Below are 22,392 nucleotides of genomic sequence, written 5' to 3' on the forward strand. Positions count from 1 at the left end.
AAGTATATCACATATCATCTTTAGAGTAAAGTATCTTTTGCTCACGTTTTAATTTATTTAATTTTTGTTTTTTAATTTTGTGATAGTGAATGATGTAGCTACCATCATCTTTTTGTATAAGTGCCGCTTCCATTAGATATTTCAAACGTCCAGGGACCTTTTTATAGAGCAATGCCGAATTATTATGATGATCTGAATTATCCGCGACATAATCTGGATTAGCAATCAATTCTTTTAACAATAACATTTGTTCCAACGGAAATTCTGTGCCATGCTTTTCTAAGATTTTTGCCAAATTCTCACCAGTCACTTGTACACGTTTTAGTAACTCTTCAGTCCCTTTCACACTTGGCAACTGTCCAATTGTATAGCTCTCTGAAAGACTTCGTTCAATACTCTTGTAAGGTAAGTTCCCTTTTGATATATCATCCCACAAATTTGTAAGATCATCTTTTAGCTTCTCAAAATCGTTATCATTAGCCTTGATATCGCCATTCAACTCTTCTTCGTCCGGCATAATCGTCGAGCGGCAATTGTAATGAAACGGGGGCATATTTACCCCAACTTGCGCGTCCTCTAGCTTATAGAGTTTATCTTCTTGTGCAATATTCCGACAAATTTGAGTCGTCCGATCATCTAGCACGACCAAGATCCGATAGTATTTCAAGCCTTCGCGCTTGTATCGCTTGATCGTTGCACGATTGACGACGGCTGTTGCGTCTGTCCGGATCAATGTTTCGGCTCGAGACCGTGAGACGTTGAACTCTTTCCGGATCTCCCGGGCCATTTCTTGCGGGCTATCTCCACGGATAAAGCCTTGATGGAATACCTTTTTAAGACTATCTGCGAGGCTGTCCGTATTGCCCCAAAGTTGCGCGGAATAGTTCCGACCGTTGAAGGGCGTTTTGATAACCTCTTCAAATGCTGGACGGTTGATCGCACCCGCACGGCCACCGACTGACTTTCGATAAGCGTATTCGGCCACATCATAGAGATATTTTTCAAAGCTCTTATGCAATACACCGGCTAGTACACCGGCACGATAGACGGCTTCTGAATTGAGCACTTGGAGACGTACTGCCCGAGCTGACGCATATTGCTCATTCAATCGCTTCAATAGCTCGGGATCTTTTTCCGCTTGCTCTCGATACCGTTGAGCGTTCTCCGCATAATCGCTCAAGTCTTCGCCCTGGAGACGCTTCATTGTGTCTTGATAGCTGATCTTGTGATCTTCTGCGAAGCGTGTATAAAAATCAAATACTGACCTTTGAAGGCTCGCGGATTGCTCACGATAGATCTTTTCCATTTCAGCAAAGAAATTGATATCCTTACGATCGACATATTCAAAGATCTCACGGGCTCGGGCTGTCCAGTATCGATCATGATCCTCGAGGGTTTTCAGATTCTTCAACTTGTTCGTCATCTGTCACCTCTCCGTCTTCTTGTTTCTCGAAACGTGGCAATGTTTCGAGTTGTTCTTTGGCCTCGTCCTTCAAACGCTCGAGCTCGACTTCCGCGTCGATCCCCGTCACTTGATTCAAGATCTCGAAGATCGTTTGCTCGCTCACGATACCGTAGAGTGTGCGGGCCATTTCGACGATCTCTTTTTCGTTTTGCGGAATGTTTGGACGGAATACGATCGACGTCTCATTGATAAGCTCGTAAGCCGTGCTTTCGTTGCCCTGAATCTTCCAAATATTGACCGCGAGACGTAAACGTCGCATAAGCCCAGCTTCAAAGAGATCTTGCTGTTGCTCGCGGTAATTGTCAGCAGCCATCAACTTATATTTCATGGACTCGCCCGATTGCGTGCCCGAGAAGTTGCTGTCTAGCGTATCTGGCGTAAAGGTAAAGCGTAGAATATCATTCACTAGACGTTCCTTATACGCTTCAGCGCCCGCGCTATCATACTGCTTAACGAGATAGCTTGCGTCTGGTGCTGATCCGCCCGGGTTCGGGTTGTCGTCCAAAATAAGCACTTGAGCACGCTTGTATGCCATGGACACCCCAAGGCGACCGTTTGGATTGATCCGACCATCGTCGAAGAAGTCCTTCTCGTCTGCTCCCGTGTACGGGTTGCCCTTAATCAGCAAAATCGCGTCATTGCTGTTTTGTTGGAAGTTAGCAAGCTCTGACTGTGACAAGTCGTAAGCGTCGATATTGTCCAATACTGACTCATACGATCCGAGGCGCTCTTCATTGTTGCTGTACTCGTTGACCGGTACGCCGTGGAAGAAATGCTCTTGCTCGTCTTTGAGCTTCATCCCGTCACTCTTCCGCGAGCTCCACTCGTAAGTATAGACGCGATCGGCTGTATATACTTTGATAATTGTCTTCCGTTTAGCGTCGCCGTAGTCAACGTCGTAATAGTTGACCGCCATCAAAGAATTCTGTTCGTAAGTGTCGTCGTAAATGACAAATGTTTGCTCGGGGCTCAACTTGTACAGCTTGACCCAAGCGACACGATCGCGCTCTGTTACGGTCAAAAGCTCATAGGCCCGACCATAGACGCAAAGATCCTTCTTAATTGACGAGTTGTGTTTCTTCTCGTTGTTCTTTGCGGAGAATACCTTGATATTCTCAAGGACCACGTCGTCTTCATTCTTATACTCGACCGGATTCCCGAGCATATAACCTTGTTCAAACATAGTGATATACTTTGCGAAATCGCTCGAGATACGGTTGTCTGCTGCTGTCGAGTCTTCCTTATCTGGTCGATACTTGATATTATTGTCGCCCTTATAATAGCGCTTGAGCTCTTGCAAGCGTGGCAATTGTTCTTTCTTGTGCCGGTTGACGTATCGCTTCAATTGCTCGATCCATACGCTAGACGCATAATCGATGACTGCGAAGTCTTCGGTCATCATCAAAAAATGGTCGTTCGCATGATCGGCGAAGCGTGTCCCTTTTAAAAAATTAGTAACCAATTTTACCTCCCAAAGTAATATGACGCGTTCTTCATTCGTTCTTGTACTGACTTACTTTGCAAGATACGATCTTGTAACGCGTACCGAATCGCGTCGATACAATGATTGTACGAATCGACGGGTTCGTTTATATATTCGTTTGTTTTCTTATCTTTTTTCCATGTATAATTTTCAAGCTCTTCGATCAACTTCACGCAGCGCTCGTCAACTACCCAGTCGTATTGGAGGAGGTATTGTATCCCTTGCATAACTGATCCCGGTCCTTTCTGTACATCGATAACTCGAGGGATTCCCAAATTTCGAAGTTCTTGATTTGATTTCTTTTCCGCTGAATCCGCCCGGATCTGCTCTTTCGCATAACCGAGGGACTTGATAGCCTCCGCGATCTTGTCGTTTGTCAGTCCTTTTCTGACATATTCCTCAACGACGTATAGCTTGCGATTCTGATCGTCTATTCGGACGTGTAAGAAAGCGCTCGGGTCGTTGATGAATCCATAGTCAAGCCCGAAATAGGCCGGCAAGTGTTCCCACTCGGAAGGATTGAGGAGACGCTTTTCGTACTTTGGAAAAACGAGCTTATCAAGCGTTGCAAACTCACCTAAAGCGTATATCTTGTAATAGGCTTCATTCCGGCTTGCTAGCTCCTCAATATTCTCTCTCGTGATATCGTCAAGAAAGCGATTGTCTTTGTATGTTGTTTGATAGACGACCGTATTCTTCGGCGTCTTGACAAAAAACGCATTATATACCCAATTGACTTTCGAAACGGGGTTAAACATTAGGAAGATTTGTCTCTTCTTGTGTTTCTTATCCCGAAGGCGTAGCGTCAATTGTGTATAATCGTCAAGCGTAAATTCCGAAGCCTCTTCCATCACCACGTCAGAAATGCCCTTGATGGACTTGATTTTCTCCGGATTATCTAACCCTTTAAAAATAAATTGAGCCCCATTTGGGAGCTCGATCCGGTATGCTGAATTATTGACCTTGCACTTATCGAGCAACTTCCACGTCTCGAGGCATTGCTTCACGTCTTCAAAGATCGAGTCGTACACCGTCGCCCCGACTTTTCGAAGAAAAAGGACTTTCCGTGGATACTTCCAGTCTTGACACGCCTTGAATACGACTTTCTGGATCACTCCATGGCTCTTACCACTAGAAGCTCCCCCATAATGTACCTCCGTAAAGGTATCATAATCTGTCAGCTTGTCATAAATATGCTTGTTGAATACCCGGCTCGGATAGTTGAATTCGATCTTGATCCGTGGTCTAGTCGTCGTCATCCCACTCACCAACTTTTATTTCAATTGTCCGTTGAGTGATCTCTTGCTTATCAACAAATAGCCCGAACCGCTTCCCAAGATCAACCGCCGCACTCCGTCGCGTTGATACATTTGGTACAGCACTAACGACCCGTTGTGTGCCTTCGCCGTCCAAAACCAAAAGGGGCTCGGTCACTTCACCACGCATGACAGCCGTTAGGAACTCGAGGACCTCTTGCTGATCCGCAACGCGTTCGGACTTCAATTTCTCAAGTCGCTCGTCTATATAAGCCTTTACGTTAGGGTTTGTTAGGAGTTGGCTTGCACTCGCTCGAGCTGCTGCGTCCTTCTTAACACTCGGATAGGCCTTTTTATATGCTTGTGTCGCATTGAGCGAAATGATATATTCGTCAGCAAATTTTTGTTGTTTTTCCGTCATCCCATCACAACGCACCCCCTTTCGTCGGTTATTTTTAGCGATAAAAAAACAGCCCTCGGAGTATTAAGGGCTGTTTTGTGAAGATTGGAAAGGTTCGACAAGGTAATACCTCGTCTAAGCGGACGGGCGGAATCGAACCGCCTTTTTTTAAAATAAAAATTAGGAGACCCACGAAAAAAGTTGCTGGTGTTTTCTGAATGGTAGATTTTTTAAAATGAAAAGCCTTTCGCCCGCAATGAAGATTGTCGTTTCCTTCAATCTTCCGATAATACAATTTTAACACCTTTTTTTTTACATTTTTCCCAACTTTTAGCGTGTTTTTAGAGAAATACTTGTATATTTCTTTTCCAGTCCTTCAAAGAACGGTTTGATGATATGCCGATAGACTGAATTCTTTGACATGAAGAGCTCAAGTGCCACTCCTTCAACGTTTTTCGATCTAGTGACATAGAGTGCCTTGATTGCCTCCCAGCTCGAGGGAGCGCACTCGCTCGTGTATTCTGTGATCGCCTCTTCAAGCGTATAGAGCCGAATCAATTCCGGATCATTTTCTTTGAGAATAACGTTCTTTAAGGCTTCCGGCGTGTTACTTGCTGACTTGCTCTTAATGAACCAATTCTCGTCGAAATTTTGATACGGGAAGGTGATCTCTTCAATTCGCTCTTTGATTTCTTTGTCAAACGGATATCTTCGAAGCGCGTCGATCAGATATCCGTATCTTGTTTCAATTCTCAAGCTCCCCTCCTTTCTAGCCCTTGGGCTTACTTTTCTTTTTCGTAAACGTCAAAGACGCCTCTTTTGTGACTGTTGCGGAATTTCATCGCTTCGTCCTTCGTCTCGAATTCGTACTCTTTGAACCCGGTCGAATGATTGCAATCCCAACGCGTCAGCTTGTCATACTTTCTCACGATATAGACTTTCACATTATCCCCCCACGCCGTTACGGTCAGCAGCCTCTTGCAACTCTTGGGCCACCTTCGAATTATATTCAGCGTTTAGCTTATTTATTATAGTATCTTGCATTTTGTCCCGTTCGTTTGCTTTTTCGATCGAGCGCTCATGCTCTTCGACTTTCAGTTGTAGCTCTTTCGTCCGCTCTTCTAGCGTGCCGATCCTTGCGTTCATATTTACGCAACAAACGACGAGCACGATGACGAGGACCGCAAGATTCAAAATTCCCAGTAAATACTGTTTCATTTTTCTTTCCTTCCTACGAATGCAGCGACCAAAGCCCACGCAAGACCACCGAGCCACCCACCAACGAAGCCAAGGAAGGCGATATTTTGTAAATTCATTACTCCACCCCTTCATTTAATCGAACATTCTCACCACTAATAACGATCTCGCTATCCCTGAATGTGATGATAGAATTGTTTGATTTTATATTAGAAGCGTTGATACATCCCACACATAAAATTGTCTTTTCGAGAATTCTTATTTTTCCACTATACGGATATCTATTTGGTCGTTTCATTCTGTTGCCTCCTTTATTTTTCTAACGTTTTGATTACATTTTCAATATGTTCTTTCTTCTTCTACAATTCTTCCAAAGTTCCGGATTTTCGTAGATGTTGCCGATAACATTGTAATATTTTAGAAAGTCCGTTGTGATATCAATTTGATAAGTGCGACTTAGACCGTCACCATACCAGCGACCTTTGTCTTTGTCATATTTGACAACAAAGGTATATTCTGCCTGTATCTGATGATGTAAGATGTCACCTTCAAAAACTTCTGTACCTTCCTTGTCGACTAGTCTTGTTGATTGCATGATGATTGCATCTTCATCTTCAAGATAAAAGTCATAAGCATAGCCACATACACACCTTGTTTTGTCATGCTCAAAAACAAGAGCTTTTACTCTCAACATTCTTTCAACATCTGGGTTTGGAAGCCAAACTCTAAATTTTGGTATCATCTCGCACCTCCCATAAAACTATTGATAATATTTTGTTGTTCAGTATCGATTATTTTATTTTTATAATTCAATATCGGAGCCATAACATCATTCATCAATTCAGGCTTCAAAATGATTTCATTTGTTTCCAAAAATCTTTTGCCGTCGATTTTGATTTTGATGTCATAACCGTTAGCGATATGCTCAAGGTCGTTTTTAGATAAATATATTTCAAATCTACTCATCTTCCACCTCATCATCATTTTTGAAATCTTCTCCAAGTATCTCCAAGGCATTTTTTTGTCCATCTTTTATGAATTTTATCCACTCTTCATCTGATATTATCATTCCGTTACCTCCTTAATTTAACTATATGGTCGGTCATAAAATCTTCCATCCATGAAGATCTCTAATGGTCTAATCCAGCATTTCTGCTCTTTATCCAAAGACACATAGACCACGCACTCTTCTAGCGTTTCTTCCCATAGACCTACAGCTATTACTTTATATTCTTTAAGAGTTTTCTTATGAACCCAATATGATCCAACCATAGGTTTTTTCATCCTTCCACCTCCTCAATCTCAATCCCTTCGCAATCAAACACCCAGCCAAAACCGGCGTCTTCAAGTTCTTTGCGGGTGTGGTGTGTTCGCACATTACAACTATTTATATCACTAGCAAGATACCATTCATCATCAATTGAATCATAATTGAGATAGTCACTATCTACACCTATCCCTTTCACCTTCACCAGATACCGCTTCTCTTTCTCGACCTCGTAGCCGTCAAGCCAAGCACGGGCAAATACATCAGAATTTCTGCTAGCCCAAGAAATACATACTTTTACATCATCCTTGAAGCTATTGGCTAGACTATTACCAAACTTATCTATAGGGTCTAATGAACCCAATAATGTTAGTCCTTCACCCTTACAGTACTCAATCCAATCCGCCACAAATTGCGGCACTATTGGTTTATTCAACTCTTGACGAATTTTGTCAGCGTCTTTCAACTGCTGACCGACCCATTCGCCCTCTAGCTTGCCTTGTTCATACCCCGCATTGTATTTCCACAAGCCAAACTCATCGCCAAACTCATGCAAAATTTCATTGATCCACTCGTTACGACTAAGCGGGAATAATTGCTTCATTCGTGAAATGATATCCTTTTTCGTGATAATCTGATCTTTTTTCATAATGTCCTCGAGCGGTATTTCAACCCTTTCTCCTGTTTTCAAAGTCACGAGCCCATTTGTCGTCCCGTCGGTCTTGTGAGCAAAACCGTCGAAAAAACCGTATAATACAACTTTATCGCCTATCTCTATCAATCCATTCATCCTTCTACCTCCTAAATTTATGCTTCGTTCAAATACTGGTTATATACATCTTCGTCAAGGATTCCGTCCTCGATTAGATTTTCAACTGCAATTTCAATCTTAATCAACCGGCTTAACTCCTTGTACGTAGCCATAGTAATCTTTTCTTCCATCATTCTACCTCCTCAACTTCAAACAAAGGGTTATTAAACACTTCACCAAAGCCCCCTATTTCAAGTTGTTTGCGAGTGTGTTTTGTGCGAAAATCTAACGGTTCACTTTCACCGCTAAAAAACCATTTATCTGCGCTTATGCGATAATTTAGGTGATCGTAACCTTCTTCTACTCCTTTTACTTTTACAATATACCGCTTCGCTCTCTCGATATGATATCCGTTGACCCAAGCGTCAGCAAAAATATTTTGCCGATTTTTTTCATCTTCACAAAACCACAAATTCACTTCTTCGGGTGCATTTTCTAACGCAAAATGCAAAGTCATGTTTCGTCCTCTCACGCAAGAGATCCAGTTCGCCACCGGCCGGGGAAGCGCGACTTTTTCTTTTGGTTCATCGAATTGCTCAATTAGTTGTATCAATCCGGCCCGATTGATCTTGAGCGTGTCCACGCCTAAACCTTCGTTCCAAGGTATAGCGTTAATTTTTTCTATCAACTCTTGTTTATTCATCTTCTTGCTCCTCGTCGTATTCTGTTACCAATCGATCCAGCCAAGACCAATCATTAACTTCATCAATCGGTTTTACATCTCTCTCTTGTAACCAAGCAGAGAAATCAACTACGTTGTCAATGTAAATCGTGAAATAATCACCCCAACTCCACCAAGTGAGCTCGATATTGGTAGTCTTACCATTTTCATCTTCAACCGTGATAGAGCCATTCTCTACCAAGGCTGTGTCAAAACATAAATCACAAGTGCCTGTCCGTTCTTTTCGCACGTCTGAATTATATTCAATGACTTTATATTTCATCCCTTAACCTCCTATAATTGATTCGATTTTATTTGATTTCAATTATTTAAATACCACTGCCAGACTTTGTAAATCCCGTAGAAGTTCCTTTTTCTCCTTCAGCATTTTCTCTGTTTCCTGTTTCTTCAGTAGAATCTTCAGAATTTCCTTGTTCAAGTTGTTGCGTTGCCTCATTTTGGATTTTTCCGATTTCTCCAGAAGTTTCAACTGTGATTCCGCTTGTTTGATTTCCTGTTGTAGCTGTTCCCTGCACTTCATGCTTTCGCTCCTTCCGCTTGGGCCTCTAACCATTCAAACAAGAGCCCAAATTGCTTCACGACTAGCTCATTGTCATTGTACTTTTTGCAGATCTCCGCGATTGATCCCGTCACCCATAGCCAATACCGATCAGTATTAAAGCCGACCGTCTGTGCCACTTGGTTGCTTTGGGCCATCCATTCCGGGATCTCCACGCTAAAGAAATGTATATAATTCATCGTTCCACTCCTCGACTCTGACATAGATTCCCACGACCTCACTCCAAAATTTTTCAGCGATCTCGCTTGCGACTTCTGCGTCGTCTGTCCAAAATTCGAGCTTCGTCATGCAATCCTTGAATAATTTTTGGAGGTTGTCTGTGTCTGGTTTGGTTGTCTTGTACTGCCCAGTTCGTACTCCCTTTATCATAGGGAAGCACCATTTGACTGTGAGCCGGATTGGCCCTTTTAATTTGTCTGGCGGGACGTGACGCGCGAGCAAACTTTCAAATTTCGCTCGAGCGTTTTTCAGCTCCTTGGGCTCGTAAAAAATCGGCTTGCCGTTTCTGACGTTTACTTTTTTCTGTTGGTGTGTCGTCGTTGGAATTTTTTCCATCGGTAAAAAGAATTCGATCATTTACTCGTCCTCATAAAACAGAAAGATCAATACATTCTCCCCGATGGTCTGTACCTCGGTAATGATCCATACCTTCCCCGCTTTTTCCAAATACTCGAGAAAGAGATTGACCTCTTTTTCTATGGCGAAGAAATATTCCACGTTCGACTTAAAGAATTTTACTTTCATTTTTCATCCTCATTCTTTCTTCATAATCGACCCCGGTCCATTTTCCGGTTGTCGCGTCATAGGTAATATACCCCGCTGATTTTAATTGCTCTCTTAGCCAATCTAAAAGAAGCGGTTGATCTGCGATCCATTTCAAAACTTCCGATTCTGAATACCAAAAATCTTGACCGGGTATTGTGTGATAAAGTGGCGGCATACGTTTTCCGAATTCCAATCTTTTTGATCTGACCTTTTTTCTCATTTTTTATACCTTTTCTTTTTATCATTTTTATTTTAGATTTTCCATTCGCGCTTTTGTCAAAGATGAGATAAAGGATAAAGGGGCGGAGCTTGAGCCCCTTTTCCTTTTCTCTTTGACTCCACTTTGGAAAAGCTCCCTTTTACCCTGACTAAGGGTATTGCTGTTTTTTTCCGGAAAAATACTAGACTTTTTCCTATTTTTCCAATTTTGGAAAGAAAAGAAAAATACTGGACTTTTTCCAAAACTGGAAAAGAAAAATACTGTATTTTTCTTTAGAATTCTTCTAGTATTTTTCCTATTTTTCCTTTTCTTTTATAGGAAAAACAATGCCTTTTTTGATATCGAATCCGTCATGTTCTCGGATATAATTCTCGACTGACTTCGTGGATTTTAGTCCTAAATAGTCCATCAATTCTTTCGTGGTGACTGGTGATGATCCATCGAAAAGTGCATAATAAGCAGTCTCGAGTTTTTCGTTTCGCTCTTTCTGATTCTGCTCTTTTGACTTTCTGCCCTCTTGGCCTTTTTGCCACATCGGCTTTTCGTCCCCGAGTTGAATATCAGCAAGGACGCCCGAATCATCCAAGAAATGCACGGGATAACTGAACCACATATTGATAGGCTTGAATTTGGCAAACTCTCGGAGCGTTCCTTCCACGCGCCACGCTGTCGAAATTTCGATCGCATGACGGGCTTGTTCGATCTTGTCCGTCCATGGCTTCCGATCTAGGATATTCGGAATGGCTCTTTCAAAGTGTGTCCGCATGATTGCAGCACTTTGGAGATCGTCGAGCGTGACTTCCTCTTGGTAATATCCAAGGTTGCACTTTTGCAAGGCCTCTTTGTAGATATGGCATGCCGTATGATTGATACGTTGCGCGATCAATTCCTCCGTGACTTCCAATTCCACCAAGTCGATCAACGCGTCCGGATCTCGAGCGAATACGCCTGATCCACTAGCCCGATCCATTGACTTCTTGTTACCTTGTGAGCCCTTCGAGTGGTGATGGCAATAGATAACCGAGCACCCGAGCTCTGTCGCCACTTTGTCAAACTGATTCGTAAAGTGCGCCATCTGATCTGCGCTGTTTTCGTCACCCGTAAGAACTTTATAGATCGGGTCAATAATGACGGCTATATAGTTCTTTTTGAGCGATCGACGGATCAATTTCGGAGCGAGCTTGTCCATCGGTACAGTCTTTCCGCGCAAGTTCCAAATATCGATATTTTGTAAGTTGTTAGGCTGCAATCCCATAGCTTCGTACACATCGCGGAATCTATGGAGACATGACGCACGGTCTAACTCAAGATTGACATATAGGACCTTGCCTTGTGTACAGTTCCATCCAAGCCATTTTTTGCCTTCTGCGATTGCGATGGACATTTCAATCAAACTGAACGACTTCCCGGCCTTGGACGGCCCAGCGATCAGCATTTTGTGTCCTTGTCGTAGCACGCCTTCGATCAGCTCGGGCGCAAGCTCTGGAAGATTGTCCCAGCTATCGCCTAACCCTTCCGGATCTGGTAAGTCGTCATTCAAGTCCTCGATATACTGATACCATTCTTCCCAATTTCTTTTTCCGATATTCGTATCGACAAGAAATTGCTTCTGACCGTTTCGCTCGAATCCCGGCATACGGGACAAGCGCGACGGGTTGCGGTTTTGTGTATCGACCGAGATCCCGTTCTTTTGGCATATCTTATATAAATAGTCAACGCGCTTTCTGTATTCGTCGTAATTGCCCGCGTCAACTTTCACGATAGCGTGTAAGGACTTGTTTCCACTATATACAAGGGCCATGATCGGCAATTCAAGCTCTTTATAGATTGCGTTCTGCTTTTCTACGCTCATGCTATCCGATTCAACCAACGCGTACCGATAATCAGTTACGTTTTCGTTCTTCGCGCCCTTACCATCGAGCGGATTGAAGCGAATCCACGCGCCCGCTTCCTTGTGATAGTCTCCGAGGACGGCCCCGATATCGCCGTTACACTTGCTAAGTTGCTCAATCAGTTGCCCCGCGGTCCGGTCATATGCTCCCTTTGTCGGAAGCCATTTCTCGATCTCGCCCGTATCGTCGTTTACTTTTGGATAGCTTTCCGTGACATATCCGACATTCTCGGACGATTCAAACAAGGCCTCGAGGTATCGGATGATCTCTTGCGTCGGATTCCAAATAGCCGGCTCATGGATCTCTTTACCCTCAATCCAGTTCTTATCAATGACGCGATAGTCCCGGTCGATCGTATCATTCCAATCGAGCTCGTGAGCGCCTTCGTTATCGCTTGAGTACGGATTCACCCATCCGTGATCTTTCGCAAGTTGGACGATCGTCCCACCCGTCACAATCGAGCCCGCTTGTTCGTTGAAGGTGTCCCACTTCTTGAAACATTCGAATTTTCGGTATCTTGTGTCATTCTGCGACCAGTTGTCCCAATCTGAAGCGGTATACCCTTCATGTTTTAAGGCCATCCCGACATTGATCCATTCTTGGTAGGACAAAATGGCGGGGTTGATATGATCGAGTAATGGCAATAGATCAAAGTCTTTTTCAGTCATTTTGTCCCCTCCTTTTACAATCTTTCAGCAATTGCAGCAATCACATTCACGGTAACGCTATTCCCAGCTTGTTTATATAGTTGACTGTTAGAGTTGACCTCTTGCGCCTTATCAAATGCCCAGTCCGGGAAGCCTTGCAATCTCCAACACTCTCGAGGTGTTAGCTTTCGAACACGAAAGTCTGGCTCTACCACCCCTTGACTCTCACCCGTCAATAAAGTATTTGCAATTTGCTTACCAACTCTTCCCCTCCGAGTTCTAGAGTTTGGGTGTGATAGATTGATACTATCTCCGACTTCTGCTTCAGCATATCCTTGTTTAGTTGCTTCTTTCACTCGGATTTTAGGTTCAAGGTTTCCGCCTTGATAAGCTCGAATTGTTGGTGCTATGCCATCTGTGTCATAGACAACCCCGCTCTGGTTGAAGTTCGGTTGGATTGTCCCGTATTTTTTGATTTCATTTTTTAGTCCAGGATCAGCGTTTTCAACTTTTCCTCCGAAAGGAAAAACGTTTCTGGCACGCTGTCCTCTAAAATATCCGATAATGAACACTCGCTCCCGGTTTTGAGGGACTCCGAAATTTTTGCTGTTAAGCACTTGCCATTCGACATCATACCCCAATCCATCAAGCGCTCCGATGATTGTTTTAAAGGTATTTCCTTTGTCGTGGTTGAGGAGTCCTTTGACGTTTTCAAGAAAAAGATACTTGGGTTTAAGAATACTTGCAAACCGTGCGATTTCAAAGAAGAGAGTTCCTCTAGTATCTTCAAATCCTCTTCTTGCTCCGGCAATAGAGAAGGCTTGGCATGGAAAGCCTCCGCAAATGACGTCAACTTCTCCAATAGCTCGGACTTCATCGTCTGTGACTCTTGTAATATCATGTAATTCAATTTCTCCTTCTGTGTTATGAATCGCTTTATAACTGGCCCTTGCGAATTTATCTATTTCACAAAAACCGATACATTCATGGCCGGCGGATTCCATTCCTAAACGGAAGCCACCAATCCCCGCGAATAAATCTAAAAATTTCATTTTGCCCTTCCTTAATTTGGTAAGTATTCGCTCGCTCTGATCCCGGACGGAATTCTCCATCCGTTTGCTGCGATTCGATCAATCATATTTCTTGCGTTCTCAAAACTCCACGTTCCGACATTTCGGAAGCCTCGACTCTCAAGGAATCGGATCTGCTTCGGTGTCGAAAGTCCTTCGTTTCGGCGCTTGTTCAAGCGATCAAGTAAGAGATTCGCTTTCCCGGCATTGCCCACTTCGTCGGTGAAAATACCGTACTTCTCGAGCGCCTTGAGTTGGTTTTCAGAAGGCGGAGCCATTTCCCATCCAAAGTTCGGGATATAGTTCGAAAGATCTTCCGCATGGATAGACATTTCGAATTGAAGCGGATCGACGAGCTTTCTCTTACGTTTCCGCATTTCTGCGAGCTGTTTCGCTAGAGCTTCTTCGCGTTCTGCCACGACGTCCTCTGCGCTTTTTGCTTCCATATCCTCGAGATCGAGCACGACGCCCGTTTCTTCTTCCATATTTTCGACCATTTTTTTCGCAACTTCCGGACTCTCACATATCAAGTGAGCGGGGCGGCATAGCTCGTGCCGTTCCGTGTGCCACAAGAAATCTAGTAGAAGAAGCTCGTCTTTCCCGGGATAGAGACGCGTTCCACGTCCCACCATCTGCGAATAGAGCGCCCGGACTTTCGTCGGCCGGAGCACCACTACGCAATCAACCGACGGGCAATCCCAACCCTCTGTCAGTAACATTGAATTACATAGAACGTTGTAACGTCCCTTTTCAAAATCCTCGAGCACTTCGGCTCGATCCTTGGATTCGCCGTTGACCTCTGCTGCTTTAAATCCTCGCTCGTTTAAAATATCGCGGAATTTTTGGCTAGTCTTCACAAGCGGAAGAAAGACGACTGTTTTCCGATCCTTGCAATATTCGGCCATTTCGTCCGCAATTTGTACCAGATATGGATCAAGTGCCGTTCCGACGTCGCTAGCTTTAAAATCCCCAGCAGACATTGAAACATTCGACAAGTCAAGGTCAATCGGAATTGTTAAGGCTTTAATCTTGGATAGATACCCGTCTTTAATTGCTTGTACTAGTGAGTATTCATAAGCTAGACTGTCGAAGTATGAGCCGAGGTTCTTCATATCCCCCCGGTCCGGTGTAGCCGTCACTCCCAAAACTTCCGAGTCTTTAAAATGGTTTAAAACTTTCTGATATCCGTCTGATATAGCGTGGTGTGCTTCATCGACAACAATCGTATCGAACCAGTCAGGCGGGAATTGGCTCAAGCGTTTTTCTCGCTGCATTGTCTGAACCGAACCGACAACGACTCGATACCATGAACCAATCGAGGTATTCTCTGCTTTTTCTAGCGCCGTACCGAGTCCCGTCGCGGTCTTTAACTTATCGCTTGCTTGGTCTAGTAATTCGGAGCGGTGAGCAAGTACGAGGACGCGTTTTCCTTCCCGGACTTGATCTTCAATGATTTTCGAAAAGACGACCGTCTTCCCCGTTCCAGTTGGAAGGACGAGAAGAGTTCGTTTTCGTCCCTCTCGCCATTCCTTCTGGACGGCTTCCCGCGCCTCTTGTTGATAAGGCCGTAATTTCATCTATACCCCCTTAAAATTGACCCGGGTTGAATCCTTGTTGCGGTTGTGCTTGATAGCCTTGAGCTTGTCCCGGTTGTGCGTTCAATACTTTTGTATAATCAACGTCTTCGGCATAGATCATGCTCTTTGCTTCGTTGTACTTGTTGCCGTTGTACTCACGAATTCCAACCTTACATACTCCGGATTTTCCGACGATTGAGTTCCAATCCATGCGAAGCGGTTCGCCTTTACGTTTTTGTCCAATTGCTCCAAAGAACGCGGATAGCATACCTTCGGTTGAGCTGTGCAAGAATAAGTTATGACGGAGTTCTGTTTCGCCTTCGTTTGCCACGACTTGAAGATAGACCGTAGCTTTCGGGCAAGCTGGCAACTTGCCGGGGTTTTGAGGGTTCGGCGTGTGACGTCCGCGATCATAGCTTTTGACGGTGAACCAGTAGAGACCTTCTGGTAATAGGACAAATTCAGAATCTTTTTGGATTGTGTCGTCCCAACCGAACTCACGTTCGAAGTTGTTATTAAATTGTTGTTGTGTCATGATAATTTCTCCTTTATTCTTATAAGTTATTAGTTTCAAATGGTAATTCCGGATCTTTCCGGACTTGGTTTTGAATAACATCAAGTGTGGCGTCCCAATTCGCGACGATCATATCCCAATAATTCGGCGGGAAGTTCTCGATCGGAGTCCCCATCGGGAAGTGTCCGCGGATATAGGCCACGTCTTGCAATTCGCTTTCTGTGACGTTGTTTGGTGTCATTAAATCGATCAAGGCTTTCGGAAGCGTTCCGCTTATTTGCGGTTGTGCTTCTGGTTGCGGTGCGCGTCCCATTTCTTGAGCCACCTCACGACCGATCTCGGTCAATTGTTCCTTGATATCGTTCTTCGGTTGCTCTTCTTGTTGCACTTGGGGAGTTGGTTGTGTCGTCGCTTCTGCTTGTGGTTCTGGTTGCGGTGTGCTTACTGGTGCGTTGAAGATATGCGCGATACTGTCATAAGTGAATGGCAATTGATCGGGCAATCCGTGACGGTTCTTCGCGTCCCACGCTGGGCGATGGTTCGTGTACATGACACGCTCGCCCCCTTGGGCTTTTTTCTTGCCGTTGTCCGTGGTCATGACGATTGTCTTATAATTAGCGAAAAGAACCATATCGGCCCATTCCTTGACTAGTGGGGCCGTCTTTGAGCTGGTCTTTTGCCCGAGTTTTAACTCGTATCGGTCATAAGATCCCATCTCGTCCGGCTGTTCAAATTTCTTGATTTGTGCGTGGGCTGTCAAAATGACGTTGATCCCGTTGTCCACTAGCTCACCCAAGCTATTCAGCAAGCGCCCGATCTCTTCTTGGACGTATGTATAGCCCTTGCCCCACCCGAAATCTTCAATCCCGTTCTTTTGGTGCTGTGCGCAAACATAATCGACCGCGAGTTGTTCCGCCCAGTCGATCGTGTCGATGACTAGCGTCTTGCAAGCGTCCGAGTTCGCCTTGATAAACGCGATCTCGTTCTTGAGCATTGCCCAACTTGTAGGCTTGTCTAACCGGGCCACGTCCATATTGTCCGTTGATCCCTCGGTGTCGATGAATACCGGATCCGGGAATTGACTCGCGAAGCTCGACTTTCCGATTCCTTCCGGGCCATAGATGACGACTTTTTGAGCCCGTGCTTTCTTTCCTCTTGTGATTTGCATTTTCTATTCCTCCTCGTCGAAGCGACTTTCTAAGAGCCCGCGAAGCATATTTTCTAAATTTTTACGTTTTGCTTCTTCGATCTCTTCTATAAGATCTTTCGGTTCTTTCCCGTCAATCGTTTCGAGTTCATACGTTGCATTTACGACGATCAGTTCACCGTCGAACGCTTCAGCAAGTTTTTGCATTTTTTCGCTTTGTTTTTCGAATGATCTCATGGTATTAGTTGCAGCGTTATTCAGCCCTTCCGACCAAGTGGCGGTATATGCAAAAGCTCCATCGTTGCTTTTATATTCTGACAAATAGTGCCCGTTTTCTTTGCTTCGGATAACGATAAATTTTTCTGTTTTTTTCATGATATTTCCTTCTTTCTTTTATTAGAATCCGCCTTGCCATCCTTGAGGCTGTGCGATTGTTTCGGGTTTAATACTGTACCCGTCCTCGATGAGAACCGAACATTCTCCACCCGTTGAAACGCGTGTCGCGATAGCTTGCAAGCCCTCTTGTTCTAGCCACGCGCCAAATTCTGCGAGTGTGATCTGGTCCATCTGCTCGAGCTTGTCAATTAGGACGAAGCCACAATCCGGCTTGAGCTTGCGAACGATAGCCGTCGCCACTTGTAATTGTTGAGATCCGGACATATTGTCCCAACGTTGACCGAGGTATAAGAGCTCTCCATCATCCACGGACAAGCCCGGCAATGGTAAGTCCGCGCTTGTCAGCAAGTCTGTTTTTTGCTTGCGAATACCTTCAATCACAAGATCTAACTCGCGGTATTGCTCGCGGTAAACCTTCGCGTCTTCTTCGGCCTTGTCTTTATCAAGATTCGCCCGGACTTTGAGGTTGATCTGCTCAATATTTGCGATACTGTCTTCGATCTCTTGCGTCGATTCGTCGATCAAGTCTTGCGCGTCTTTGCGAGCAATATCCAAGTCTTGCGCGAGTCCTTGCTCTTTTTCTCGGGCTTCCTTGAGCATATCTTCTAAACGCTCAACGTTTGCAAGTGCCCCTTGATAGTCGTTTTCGATTCTCGCTAGATTCTGACGCTTGCGAGCATTCTCACCATTTCGTCCGAGGATCTCTTGTTGTTGCTGGATCAAGTCCGCGATTGAGACGAGTTCTTTCGGTGCGTCTGGATAATACGGTTGCTCTTTGGCAAACTTTTCTTTCTGATCCGCGATGACGCCGATTGCGTGGCGCTCTTGGTACTTGGTTTTCTCTTCCATTTCGAGCTTGACGAGCTGATCGCCCACGCCGATAATTTGAAGAAGTGTTGACGCTTTTTCCTTATCGTTCATTTCCATAAACTTCGGAAGATCCAGGGCGAGTTCTTCTACGAAGCTATCAAGCAATTTCTGACCGGCCTTATTCCCGCTTGGATCGATAACTTTCAAGTCGCTATTCTTTCCTTTACGTTCGACGATAAGGCCATTCGATAGCGTGATTTTTAGGCTTGGGGGAATCGTCGATCCCTCGCGCTGTGCCTGTGAGGGTTTGTATTTGTTACCACCCAAGGCCCACGCTATCGCGTCTAATACGCTTGTTTTCCCTTGGTTGTTATTTCCCCCGACGATGGTCAGCCCTTTCGCTGACGGCTCGATTTTAACCGCTTTAACGCGTTTCACGTTCTCGATCTCGAGCTTATTGATTGTTACCATGTTTATTGTTCCTTTCCAAAAGTTGATATTCACGATCCAGGGAAGCGTTCAAAAGTTGGATATACTTTCGTTCGATAGCTCGTAAGCGTTCGACTTCATTTTCTAGCTCTCTGATCCGTTTTGTTTTCTTACCAAACATGACTCGCGCTCCAATCATTGTCTGAAATAGATTGTTTGCGGGCACTTGCCAGGTCTTCCCAGACGCTCGCTTTTACTTCGCGGGTGTATTCCTCTTGTAAGTCGAGGATCTCTTGAATCTTCGCTTGCTGCCGTTTCTTCTTTTCTTGTCGTTTGACATCAATCAAGCAAGTGATGAAGCCGGCCACGAAGAAGCTGATCGCGATCGTTCCCGCTCCTAATAATTGACTTGTGAGACTTGGCTCTAACATTTGATATACTCCTTTTCCATTTCTAAAATCTCGTACACGTCCCGGACGTCGTACATTTTCTTCTTTCCTTGTTTTCGGAATGCAAGTCCTCGACGTTCTAGCTTTTTGATATAGCCATGATCGAAGCCGAATTTCTTCATTAAGGCTTTTTGATCTAGTGGTAATCTTTCCGATTCTATTTCTTCCTTGAGCTCTTCCTTCACGATCTCGACCATCTGTTTTAGATAGACTTTCGCGATCTCGTCCGAGATCAAGGGAGGCAATTTTGCTTCCTCCATTTCTTTCATTCCTCCAATTGTGCGGGCAAGCACTTTCTGATATAATTAAGATAGATATTTTAAGCAAGCGTCGGATTTTTCATCCGGCGTTCTTTTGTTCATGATTGATGAACTTTGTACTTAAAAAAATAAGCCGGGATATTCTTTGGATCAATCTCGAGCACCTCGACCGCTTTCGCAATCTCGCTATCCTTCCAAGAGACCTTATTATTCAGCTTTAGCGATACGCTTCTTTCTGATATTCCCAAGGCGTTGGCGAATTCTGCTTGCGTTCCGAATTTCTCGGTGATCTTACCCAAGAGTTTTGAATAATCATTGCTCATATTATCCCTCCTTTCTTTTTTGTTCACGTTACATGAACTTGATATGGTTTAAGTTTATCATGCTTCATGAACTTTGTCAACAACTTTTTTCATTTTTTTTGAACTTTTTTATTTTTTATTTTCTTTTCCTGTGTTATAATATAGTAGAAAAAAGGAGATGAACATCATGAGAAAATTTGAAACGGCTGATCGGTTGCAACAGTTAATGGCCGAAAAAGGTTGGAAACAAGTCGATATTATCAACCATTCGAAACAACATCAAGAAAAATTAGGCGTAAAACTCGGAAAAAGTGCATTATCACAATACGTCAACGGCGTACAAGCACCCGATCAAAAAAGGCTTGCTCTTTTAGCCTTGACTTTTAACGTGTCCGAGGCTTGGTTGATGGGCTATGACGTGCCTCGAGGCCGTGAATCGAACGCCGAAAACGAATACTCGGAAACGGATCTTCGAAAAATGGCCGAAAACGCGAAGACGTTTGACGGAAAGCCACTCAATGAAGATGATATCCAAGCAATACAAAATATTATAGAAATATATTTAAAAGGGAGATTATGAAATTAGAAGACATTTGCCACGAAGCCGGCGTCACGCTCGCTTATTTTGATAATGAGCTGTGGCAACGTCCGGGAATGATAATAGATGAATTGAAGATCGTCTTCGTGAATAAGGCCTTGTCCGAGGAAGCCAAGAAACGCGTTATTTTGCACGAGATCGCCCACTTGAACCATTCCAAGGCACAATACACCATAAACCCAATCAAGTGCGAGAACGAAGCGAATAGGGCCATGATTCGGGCTCTTATTCGCGAGGAGCTGGACGAAGGCCACGAATTTAACTATATTCGTTTCATGGATCGACACAACTTAAAAACGACCACGGACGAGATCATGGTCGTTGATGAATATTTTTCATTAATTGGATAAAAAAAGGAGAAAAATTATGGACTTTAACAAAATCAAGGATTTCGCAAAAAAAGCAACTGAAAAAACAGCAGATGGACTTTCATCAATGAATGAAATGAGAAAAAAGGCTGCTCAAGAGACAAAGATTTCATTCGGGACAACTACGATCCGAAAAACCATTAATGGTTTATATTATACTGGTTTCTATTCAGAAACCCCAGAACTATTTGAATTCGAGAATTTCCAGTTTGAAGGCTCTGCCATAATAGAGCGTACAAAAACGACCGGGACGACCAAACAGAAAGGGAAAAAAGGGAGTGCGCTTTTAGGGGCTGCAATTGGTTCAGCAATTAACCCAGTTGGTACAATTGTAGGTAGTGTGATCGGGGCGTCTGGAAAACGCAAAGGCAAAATTGATTCAACTTCTGTCACTACTACGGAAGAAAAACCGGGGCTCGCTAAGCTATACTTGCGAAATATCGAAACAAACGAAGTCAAGACAATTAAAGCCAAGATCACCAACGCCCAAGCAGAAAATATCAAACTGTTTTTTGAGTAAAAAAAGAACCCTCGGGCAAGCCCGAAGGAGAAACATGATTAAAAAATTATAAGTTAAGTATATCATAATCATTTCGTTCTTTCAATTGTGCGGGCAAGCCAACGGAGGAAAAACATGATTAAAAAATATACGACTAAAAACGGGGAAACTCGTTACTTATTTCAGACCTATCTCGGGATCGATCCCTTGACGGGCAAAGAACGGCGAACCACGCGCCGGGGTTTCAAAACGATAAAGGAAGCCAAACAAGCCGAAAGAAATTTATTGCTTGACGTGGAAGAGAATGGCTTACCATCCGGTAAAACTAAAACAACTTTCAAAGAAATTGCTTCGTTGTGGTTTGAGAGTTATCAAAATACGGTCAAGCCCACTACTGCTAAGAATTTAAAATCTAAACTAGATACCATGATAGAGAATTATTTTGAGGATATTCAAATCAATGATATAACTGTGGTATTCTGTCAAGATCTATTCTTAAAATTGAGTAAAAAATATGTGATGTATGCTAGTTACACGTCAATACTGAACCGTATCATGAGATATGCCGTATTGCTCGATATCATAAATAACAACCCCTTGGATAAGGTTATCAAACCAAAGTCGAAAGAAATACAAAAAAAAGAAAATTATTATACGAAAGAAGAACTAAATAAATTCCTTACAGTTGCAAAGAAAGACAGCTCTCAAGTGTTTTATACTCTCACGCATACAATAGCATATACTGGCTTACGAATTGGCGAGGCTCTAGCGTTGAGGTGGTCTGATATCAATTTCAAAGATAAGATGATTTCGGTAAATCACACGCTTGTCACCATCGATGGAGAACAAGTCTTGCAATCTCCTAAGACTAAGGCTAGCAAACGAACTATCTCGGTAGATCAATACACACTCAAATTTCTAAAGGATTGGCAGCTAGAACAGAAGAAAGAATTTTTTAAGCTAGGCAAGCCATACTTACACGATGATAATTTTATTTTCACTAACTCAACCGGAACGGTATACGTACCAACCGAAATTGGAAAAATCTTGAGACGTTTAATTAAACGCAATAACTTAAAACCAATCTCACCTCACGGATTGAGACACACTCACGCTAGCCTACTATTTGAATCTGGCATACAACCAAAAGAAATATCTGATAGATTAGGGCATAACAACATTAGGACCACTCTTGATCTATACACTCATATCAACGACAATCAACGCTCAAATGCTGTCGATAAATTTATCGCCTTCATGTCGTAGTCAAAAACGTATTCAACACCTCTAACCCCTTGTGGCTCTAAGAGAGGGGTTATTATACCATGA

At 43.6% G+C, this 22,392-nt stretch carries 33 protein-coding genes; 4 read left to right on the plus strand and 29 right to left on the minus strand.

Annotated elements, in window-relative coordinates:
- Positions 1-7: 7 nt before the first annotated feature.
- The 29 genes from ADH49_RS04350 to ADH49_RS04480 form a co-directional block, all read right to left on the minus strand.
- Complete coding sequence (locus ADH49_RS04350; protein WP_065426965.1) at positions 8-1,423, minus strand: minor capsid protein; 1,416 nt, start codon at positions 1,421-1,423, stop codon at positions 8-10.
- Positions 1,380-2,867, minus strand: a complete 1,488-nt coding sequence (locus ADH49_RS04355; RefSeq protein ID WP_082161862.1) for a phage portal protein — start codon at positions 2,865-2,867, stop codon at positions 1,380-1,382. Before ADH49_RS04355 ends, ADH49_RS04350 begins: the two co-directional genes overlap by 44 nt.
- A gap of 62 nt (positions 2,868-2,929) precedes the next feature.
- The gene (locus ADH49_RS04360; protein ID WP_048690124.1) at positions 2,930-4,207 is read right to left on the minus strand and encodes a PBSX family phage terminase large subunit; all 1,278 of its coding nucleotides are present in this window, start codon (positions 4,205-4,207) and stop codon (positions 2,930-2,932) included.
- Positions 4,194-4,640, minus strand: a complete 447-nt coding sequence (locus ADH49_RS04365) for a terminase small subunit (RefSeq protein WP_399553794.1) — start codon at positions 4,638-4,640, stop codon at positions 4,194-4,196. Before ADH49_RS04365 ends, ADH49_RS04360 begins: the two co-directional genes overlap by 14 nt.
- Before the next feature lie 294 nt (positions 4,641-4,934).
- The gene (locus ADH49_RS04370; protein WP_048690130.1) at positions 4,935-5,360 is read right to left on the minus strand and encodes a hypothetical protein; all 426 of its coding nucleotides are present in this window, start codon (positions 5,358-5,360) and stop codon (positions 4,935-4,937) included.
- Between the two features lie 189 nt (positions 5,361-5,549).
- Positions 5,550-5,822: a hypothetical protein gene (locus tag ADH49_RS04375; protein ID WP_048690133.1), complete on the minus strand. Its 273-nt coding sequence runs from the start codon at positions 5,820-5,822 to the stop codon at positions 5,550-5,552.
- Between the two features lie 97 nt (positions 5,823-5,919).
- Complete coding sequence (locus ADH49_RS04380; protein WP_048690137.1) at positions 5,920-6,099, minus strand: hypothetical protein; 180 nt, start codon at positions 6,097-6,099, stop codon at positions 5,920-5,922.
- 33 nt (positions 6,100-6,132) lie between these two features.
- Positions 6,133-6,543: a YopX family protein gene (locus tag ADH49_RS04385; protein ID WP_048690139.1), complete on the minus strand. Its 411-nt coding sequence runs from the start codon at positions 6,541-6,543 to the stop codon at positions 6,133-6,135.
- The gene (locus tag ADH49_RS04390) at positions 6,540-6,767 is read right to left on the minus strand and encodes a hypothetical protein (protein WP_048690140.1); all 228 of its coding nucleotides are present in this window, start codon (positions 6,765-6,767) and stop codon (positions 6,540-6,542) included. The genes ADH49_RS04385 and ADH49_RS04390 overlap by 4 nt, the downstream gene beginning before the upstream one ends.
- 120 nt (positions 6,768-6,887) lie before the next feature.
- Entirely contained in the window at positions 6,888-7,085 is a 198-nt protein-coding gene (locus tag ADH49_RS04395) for a DUF1653 domain-containing protein (protein WP_048690142.1), read from the minus strand.
- A complete protein-coding gene (locus ADH49_RS09565) occupies positions 7,082-7,858 on the minus strand; it encodes a DUF1642 domain-containing protein (RefSeq protein WP_053091442.1) in 777 nt (258 codons plus the stop codon). Before ADH49_RS09565 ends, ADH49_RS04395 begins: the two co-directional genes overlap by 4 nt.
- A gap of 17 nt (positions 7,859-7,875) precedes the next feature.
- Entirely contained in the window at positions 7,876-8,013 is a 138-nt protein-coding gene (locus tag ADH49_RS10205) for a hypothetical protein (protein ID WP_160312888.1), read from the minus strand.
- Positions 8,010-8,522, minus strand: coding sequence for a DUF1642 domain-containing protein (locus ADH49_RS04405; RefSeq protein WP_048690144.1), 513 nt, complete (start codon positions 8,520-8,522; stop codon positions 8,010-8,012). The genes ADH49_RS10205 and ADH49_RS04405 overlap by 4 nt, the downstream gene beginning before the upstream one ends.
- The gene (locus ADH49_RS04410; protein WP_048690146.1) at positions 8,515-8,823 is read right to left on the minus strand and encodes a hypothetical protein; all 309 of its coding nucleotides are present in this window, start codon (positions 8,821-8,823) and stop codon (positions 8,515-8,517) included. Before ADH49_RS04410 ends, ADH49_RS04405 begins: the two co-directional genes overlap by 8 nt.
- Before the next feature lie 46 nt (positions 8,824-8,869).
- Entirely contained in the window at positions 8,870-9,076 is a 207-nt protein-coding gene (locus tag ADH49_RS04415; protein WP_048690148.1) for a hypothetical protein, read from the minus strand.
- Position 9,077: 1 nt separating this feature from the next.
- Complete coding sequence (locus ADH49_RS04420; RefSeq protein ID WP_048690151.1) at positions 9,078-9,299, minus strand: hypothetical protein; 222 nt, start codon at positions 9,297-9,299, stop codon at positions 9,078-9,080.
- On the minus strand, positions 9,277-9,696 hold the full coding sequence (locus ADH49_RS04425) for a RusA family crossover junction endodeoxyribonuclease (protein WP_048690153.1): 420 nt from the start codon (positions 9,694-9,696) through the stop codon (positions 9,277-9,279). Before ADH49_RS04425 ends, ADH49_RS04420 begins: the two co-directional genes overlap by 23 nt.
- 148 nt (positions 9,697-9,844) lie before the next feature.
- The gene (locus ADH49_RS04430; protein WP_048690155.1) at positions 9,845-10,105 is read right to left on the minus strand and encodes a hypothetical protein; all 261 of its coding nucleotides are present in this window, start codon (positions 10,103-10,105) and stop codon (positions 9,845-9,847) included.
- A 295-nt stretch (positions 10,106-10,400) separates the two neighbouring features.
- Entirely contained in the window at positions 10,401-12,665 is a 2,265-nt protein-coding gene (locus tag ADH49_RS04435) for an AAA family ATPase (RefSeq protein ID WP_048690157.1), read from the minus strand.
- A 14-nt stretch (positions 12,666-12,679) separates the two neighbouring features.
- Complete coding sequence (locus tag ADH49_RS04440) at positions 12,680-13,696, minus strand: DNA cytosine methyltransferase (protein ID WP_048690158.1); 1,017 nt, start codon at positions 13,694-13,696, stop codon at positions 12,680-12,682.
- A gap of 11 nt (positions 13,697-13,707) precedes the next feature.
- Positions 13,708-15,291, minus strand: coding sequence for a DEAD/DEAH box helicase (locus ADH49_RS04445; protein ID WP_048690160.1), 1,584 nt, complete (start codon positions 15,289-15,291; stop codon positions 13,708-13,710).
- Between the two features lie 10 nt (positions 15,292-15,301).
- Entirely contained in the window at positions 15,302-15,826 is a 525-nt protein-coding gene (locus tag ADH49_RS04450) for a hypothetical protein (RefSeq protein WP_048690162.1), read from the minus strand.
- A 19-nt stretch (positions 15,827-15,845) separates the two neighbouring features.
- A complete protein-coding gene (locus ADH49_RS04455) occupies positions 15,846-16,973 on the minus strand; it encodes an ATP-binding protein (RefSeq protein WP_048690163.1) in 1,128 nt (375 codons plus the stop codon).
- Between the two features lie 3 nt (positions 16,974-16,976).
- On the minus strand, positions 16,977-17,327 hold the full coding sequence (locus tag ADH49_RS04460) for a hypothetical protein (protein WP_048690165.1): 351 nt from the start codon (positions 17,325-17,327) through the stop codon (positions 16,977-16,979).
- A gap of 21 nt (positions 17,328-17,348) precedes the next feature.
- A complete protein-coding gene (locus tag ADH49_RS04465) occupies positions 17,349-18,629 on the minus strand; it encodes an AAA family ATPase (protein ID WP_048690167.1) in 1,281 nt (426 codons plus the stop codon).
- Positions 18,613-18,768, minus strand: a complete 156-nt coding sequence (locus tag ADH49_RS10210; protein WP_160312889.1) for a hypothetical protein — start codon at positions 18,766-18,768, stop codon at positions 18,613-18,615. Before ADH49_RS10210 ends, ADH49_RS04465 begins: the two co-directional genes overlap by 17 nt.
- Entirely contained in the window at positions 18,758-19,018 is a 261-nt protein-coding gene (locus ADH49_RS04470; protein ID WP_048690169.1) for a hypothetical protein, read from the minus strand. The genes ADH49_RS10210 and ADH49_RS04470 overlap by 11 nt, the downstream gene beginning before the upstream one ends.
- Positions 19,012-19,305 carry a hypothetical protein gene (locus ADH49_RS04475; RefSeq protein ID WP_239681817.1) on the minus strand — a complete coding sequence of 98 codons (294 nt, stop codon included), beginning with the start codon at positions 19,303-19,305 and terminating at the stop codon, positions 19,012-19,014. The genes ADH49_RS04470 and ADH49_RS04475 overlap by 7 nt, the downstream gene beginning before the upstream one ends.
- An 89-nt stretch (positions 19,306-19,394) precedes the next feature.
- Positions 19,395-19,619 carry a DUF739 family protein gene (locus ADH49_RS04480; protein ID WP_048690172.1) on the minus strand — a complete coding sequence of 75 codons (225 nt, stop codon included), beginning with the start codon at positions 19,617-19,619 and terminating at the stop codon, positions 19,395-19,397.
- 166 nt (positions 19,620-19,785) lie between these two features.
- Between ADH49_RS04480 and ADH49_RS04485 the strand changes: the two genes are divergently transcribed.
- The 4 genes from ADH49_RS04485 (at position 19,786) to ADH49_RS04500 (ending at position 22,329) form a co-directional block, all read left to right on the plus strand.
- A complete protein-coding gene (locus tag ADH49_RS04485) occupies positions 19,786-20,178 on the plus strand; it encodes a helix-turn-helix domain-containing protein (RefSeq protein WP_048690174.1) in 393 nt (130 codons plus the stop codon).
- Positions 20,175-20,546 carry an ImmA/IrrE family metallo-endopeptidase gene (locus tag ADH49_RS04490; RefSeq protein ID WP_048690177.1) on the plus strand — a complete coding sequence of 124 codons (372 nt, stop codon included), beginning with the start codon at positions 20,175-20,177 and terminating at the stop codon, positions 20,544-20,546. The genes ADH49_RS04485 and ADH49_RS04490 overlap by 4 nt, the downstream gene beginning before the upstream one ends.
- Before the next feature lie 16 nt (positions 20,547-20,562).
- Entirely contained in the window at positions 20,563-21,084 is a 522-nt protein-coding gene (locus ADH49_RS04495) for a hypothetical protein (RefSeq protein ID WP_048690179.1), read from the plus strand.
- Between the two features lie 114 nt (positions 21,085-21,198).
- On the plus strand, positions 21,199-22,329 hold the full coding sequence (locus tag ADH49_RS04500) for a site-specific integrase (protein ID WP_048690181.1): 1,131 nt from the start codon (positions 21,199-21,201) through the stop codon (positions 22,327-22,329).
- Positions 22,330-22,392 lie beyond the last annotated feature (63 nt).

Origin of the sequence: Streptococcus sp. 400_SSPC, from assembly GCF_001072745.1 — a bacterium.
GTDB classification, from domain to species: domain Bacteria; phylum Bacillota; class Bacilli; order Lactobacillales; family Streptococcaceae; genus Streptococcus; species Streptococcus xiaochunlingii.

Bases quoted from the DNA above. Each gene is read 5' to 3' on its own strand.
- ADH49_RS04445 (WP_048690160.1), bottom strand. From the start codon at position 15,291: ATGAAATTACGGCCTTATCAACAAGAGGCGCGGGAAGCCGTCCAGAAG.
- ADH49_RS04460 (WP_048690165.1), bottom strand. From the start codon at position 17,327: ATGAAAAAAACAGAAAAATTTATCGTTATCCGAAGCAAAGAAAACGGG.
- ADH49_RS04435 (WP_048690157.1), bottom strand. From the start codon at position 12,665: ATGACTGAAAAAGACTTTGATCTATTGCCATTACTCGATCATATCAAC.
- ADH49_RS04450 (WP_048690162.1), bottom strand. From the start codon at position 15,826: ATGACACAACAACAATTTAATAACAACTTCGAACGTGAGTTCGGTTGG.
- ADH49_RS04390 (WP_048690140.1), bottom strand. From the start codon at position 6,767: ATGAGTAGATTTGAAATATATTTATCTAAAAACGACCTTGAGCATATC.
- ADH49_RS04350 (WP_065426965.1), bottom strand. From the start codon at position 1,423: ATGACGAACAAGTTGAAGAATCTGAAAACCCTCGAGGATCATGATCGA.
- ADH49_RS04385 (WP_048690139.1), bottom strand. From the start codon at position 6,543: ATGATACCAAAATTTAGAGTTTGGCTTCCAAACCCAGATGTTGAAAGA.
- ADH49_RS04475 (WP_239681817.1), bottom strand. From the start codon at position 19,305: ATGAAAGAAATGGAGGAAGCAAAATTGCCTCCCTTGATCTCGGACGAG.
- ADH49_RS10210 (WP_160312889.1), bottom strand. From the start codon at position 18,768: ATGTTTGGTAAGAAAACAAAACGGATCAGAGAGCTAGAAAATGAAGTC.
- ADH49_RS04485 (WP_048690174.1), top strand. From the start codon at position 19,786: ATGAGAAAATTTGAAACGGCTGATCGGTTGCAACAGTTAATGGCCGAA.
- ADH49_RS04465 (WP_048690167.1), bottom strand. From the start codon at position 18,629: ATGGTAACAATCAATAAGCTCGAGATCGAGAACGTGAAACGCGTTAAA.
- ADH49_RS04405 (WP_048690144.1), bottom strand. From the start codon at position 8,522: ATGAATAAACAAGAGTTGATAGAAAAAATTAACGCTATACCTTGGAAC.
- ADH49_RS04425 (WP_048690153.1), bottom strand. From the start codon at position 9,696: ATGATCGAATTCTTTTTACCGATGGAAAAAATTCCAACGACGACACAC.
- ADH49_RS09565 (WP_053091442.1), bottom strand. From the start codon at position 7,858: ATGAATGGATTGATAGAGATAGGCGATAAAGTTGTATTATACGGTTTT.
- ADH49_RS04355 (WP_082161862.1), bottom strand. From the start codon at position 2,867: ATGATGACCGAAGACTTCGCAGTCATCGATTATGCGTCTAGCGTATGG.
- ADH49_RS04420 (WP_048690151.1), bottom strand. From the start codon at position 9,299: ATGAATTATATACATTTCTTTAGCGTGGAGATCCCGGAATGGATGGCC.
- ADH49_RS04480 (WP_048690172.1), bottom strand. From the start codon at position 19,619: ATGAGCAATGATTATTCAAAACTCTTGGGTAAGATCACCGAGAAATTC.
- ADH49_RS04395 (WP_048690142.1), bottom strand. From the start codon at position 7,085: ATGAAAAAACCTATGGTTGGATCATATTGGGTTCATAAGAAAACTCTT.
- ADH49_RS04375 (WP_048690133.1), bottom strand. From the start codon at position 5,822: ATGAAACAGTATTTACTGGGAATTTTGAATCTTGCGGTCCTCGTCATC.
- ADH49_RS04430 (WP_048690155.1), bottom strand. From the start codon at position 10,105: ATGAGAAAAAAGGTCAGATCAAAAAGATTGGAATTCGGAAAACGTATG.
- ADH49_RS04380 (WP_048690137.1), bottom strand. From the start codon at position 6,099: ATGAAACGACCAAATAGATATCCGTATAGTGGAAAAATAAGAATTCTC.
- ADH49_RS04360 (WP_048690124.1), bottom strand. From the start codon at position 4,207: ATGACGACGACTAGACCACGGATCAAGATCGAATTCAACTATCCGAGC.
- ADH49_RS04470 (WP_048690169.1), bottom strand. From the start codon at position 19,018: ATGTTAGAGCCAAGTCTCACAAGTCAATTATTAGGAGCGGGAACGATC.
- ADH49_RS04500 (WP_048690181.1), top strand. From the start codon at position 21,199: ATGATTAAAAAATATACGACTAAAAACGGGGAAACTCGTTACTTATTT.
- ADH49_RS04495 (WP_048690179.1), top strand. From the start codon at position 20,563: ATGGACTTTAACAAAATCAAGGATTTCGCAAAAAAAGCAACTGAAAAA.
- ADH49_RS10205 (WP_160312888.1), bottom strand. From the start codon at position 8,013: ATGATGGAAGAAAAGATTACTATGGCTACGTACAAGGAGTTAAGCCGG.
- ADH49_RS04455 (WP_048690163.1), bottom strand. From the start codon at position 16,973: ATGCAAATCACAAGAGGAAAGAAAGCACGGGCTCAAAAAGTCGTCATC.
- ADH49_RS04440 (WP_048690158.1), bottom strand. From the start codon at position 13,696: ATGAAATTTTTAGATTTATTCGCGGGGATTGGTGGCTTCCGTTTAGGA.
- ADH49_RS04410 (WP_048690146.1), bottom strand. From the start codon at position 8,823: ATGAAATATAAAGTCATTGAATATAATTCAGACGTGCGAAAAGAACGG.
- ADH49_RS04490 (WP_048690177.1), top strand. From the start codon at position 20,175: ATGAAATTAGAAGACATTTGCCACGAAGCCGGCGTCACGCTCGCTTAT.